The 1,994-nt window shown below is 46.5% G+C and carries 4 protein-coding genes; all 4 read right to left on the reverse strand.

What is annotated here, in order from left to right:
- Nucleotides 1-211 (reverse strand): CD1375 family protein (locus AC5V8P_RS25305; protein ID WP_495474028.1); only part of this gene is annotated, 211 nt, incomplete at its 3' end.
- Nucleotides 201-593, reverse strand: a complete 393-nt coding sequence (locus AC5V8P_RS25310; protein WP_064796722.1) for a hypothetical protein — start codon at nucleotides 591-593, stop codon at nucleotides 201-203. The genes AC5V8P_RS25305 and AC5V8P_RS25310, both read right to left, overlap by 11 nt.
- Nucleotides 594-608: 15 nt before the next feature.
- On the reverse strand, nucleotides 609-1,553 hold the full coding sequence (locus AC5V8P_RS25315) for a phage tail protein (RefSeq protein WP_081276797.1): 945 nt from the start codon (nucleotides 1,551-1,553) through the stop codon (nucleotides 609-611).
- A 16-nt stretch (nucleotides 1,554-1,569) separates the two neighbouring features.
- Nucleotides 1,570-1,959 (reverse strand): phage tail-collar fiber domain-containing protein, encoded by a 390-nt coding sequence (locus tag AC5V8P_RS25320; protein WP_064796723.1) that lies wholly within the window; start codon nucleotides 1,957-1,959, stop codon nucleotides 1,570-1,572.
- Nucleotides 1,960-1,994 lie beyond the last annotated feature (35 nt).

The raw sequence follows: 1,994 nt of genomic DNA on the forward strand, positions 1-1,994 counted from the left end.
CCGCTTGTGCAGTCTCAGCAATACCCAAGTCTGCTTTGACCAAGTCTTGCAATGATGTTGGCACGTCTGCAACTGTGCGCCGGCCAGAAAGAATAAGATGTACAAATGTAGTTGCAAATGCTTTTTTGATACGCTCGTCCATGATGTCACCTCCCCTCATGATTTGCCATAAAACAAAAAGCAGAATCCACTCACAGACCCTACTTAACATTTTCCATAAATATTTTGACCAACCCAGCTATAGCTTCCTTGTTATCCAAATCGGATTGCTGGAGCTCAGCCACCTGATCGTACAAAGGTTTCTGAGGCGCAGGGACTGGACAGTCAGGTTTATCTGTTGGAAAAGTAAAAAGCATAGTATGTGTAAATGGATCAACTCGATAAGCAGTCGCCAGAGCGAAGTCCTCTGTGTGTTGCCCATATTCCAATTGCAAAACGCCTACTTGTTCCCTGTCCAGATCTTTTATTTCAGGGTAAAAACCGAAATCATCATCGACCGTTGATTCGATCACATCCCCCTGCGCTTCTCCACGAATCAAGAGGACTTCCCCTGTAGTCTTCCGATAAAAAATACGTCTTCCAAATTTAGTCATCCTTATTCTCCCCCCTTATTCGATTGCCCACCATAAAGATATTCTCGCTTCGTATCTACGAGCAGCTCCGTTCCACCTTCCAGACTTGACAAATACAGTTGCGGTGGTACCTGACAAACCTACTGCTATACTTCCTTCTGTATTGCTGATGTCTCCTTGTGCATTCGCCGCCACCGTTATAAGACCTGACGGCAACGAAAACTGATTCCATCCACTGTTCTGTGAAGTTATAACGTAGACGTATGCTGACACCTGGATGAACAACCTACCTATATTAAATCCTGTGGGTAGCTGGAATGTCCTTGTCATGACGGCTGGTAGAGCTGCAGTTTGTCCCCCATCGGGTTCACCGCTAATCGACAGATTCAAATCGCCGTTAGCATATTTTTTTACTGGCATATTGTTTAATGAGGCGACTATTTGATCGGCAGTCATATCAGTATTGGCGCTTCCTCCCTTGCCGTTGATCGCGCCTACGATTTTATTTTTCAGATCAACGGCTTGCGTAAAAGCTTGGTCTGCCCGGCTGTATGCTTCATTGGCTCGATCATATGCCGTCTTGACCGCGATCGGCGCGGCTGCCTGATCTGTAGAAGTGCTGCTTACCGATGTATTAATCTGCACAATTCCGCGCCCCTGTGTTGATGCGGAAGGCAGATCCGATGCAGGATGCGTATGTGCCTTGGGGGCTGCATACTGTTCCGTATACTTCTTGGCGTTGCCCTCTGCTGCATTCCATGTTGCTTGCTTTGCTGCCGTAACATGCAGGTCTGTATTAGAGACGTGATTGTCCAGTGCTGCCTTGGACGCAATGTCATTACCGGCCGGATCGTTTTTAATGTTTTCAATCTGTGCGGCCAACGCCTGGTCGTTTTCATAAAGTGTATCAATCGGTACATTCAGAACGTCTGCATGTCCTTGGTCTGTGGTAACAAAACGCCTTGGTTGCTTTATTGGCATGATCTATCCCTCCTTATCAGTAGATATCATCGATCTCAAAAATAAACTCCATATCTGCATCCTTGATTTTATTGGTCATGGTGCGTATGGCTGTCAATTTGCCCGCTGAATCTACTAAAGCAAGCTCATTGATCGTTTTCCCGGCAAGCTCCTTTTCTGCAAGCGAGCAGACATAACGAATAGTTGCGGGGGCTATAAATTCGTAACTGGTGATATCTTTTTGGAGCAGTTCTGCTTTTAAAGCCTGCTCAGTACCATCCAATGGCAGCGGCTTGCCTTCTGCGTCCACTCCACCACTGCCGAATGCCATTTTGACAACCTTCGTTAGCGTGCTACCTTCAGCACGAGCCCGGGCCATCTGCTCCCTAGCGTATGCTGTTGTAATGGTTAAAATCTGATCTGCCATATTGACCTCCTATATTGTAGATATTTTCTCGGTGG

The sequence above is a fragment of the Paenibacillus sp. N119s genome (assembly GCF_059447605.1).

What these genes read in the sequence shown, in the direction of transcription:
- AC5V8P_RS25310 (WP_064796722.1), bottom strand. Translation starts at nt 593, where the DNA reads ATGACTAAATTTGGAAGACGTATTTTTTATCGGAAGACTACAGGGGAA.
- AC5V8P_RS25320 (WP_064796723.1), bottom strand. Translation starts at nt 1,959, where the DNA reads ATGGCAGATCAGATTTTAACCATTACAACAGCATACGCTAGGGAGCAG.
- AC5V8P_RS25315 (WP_081276797.1), bottom strand. Translation starts at nt 1,553, where the DNA reads ATGCCAATAAAGCAACCAAGGCGTTTTGTTACCACAGACCAAGGACAT.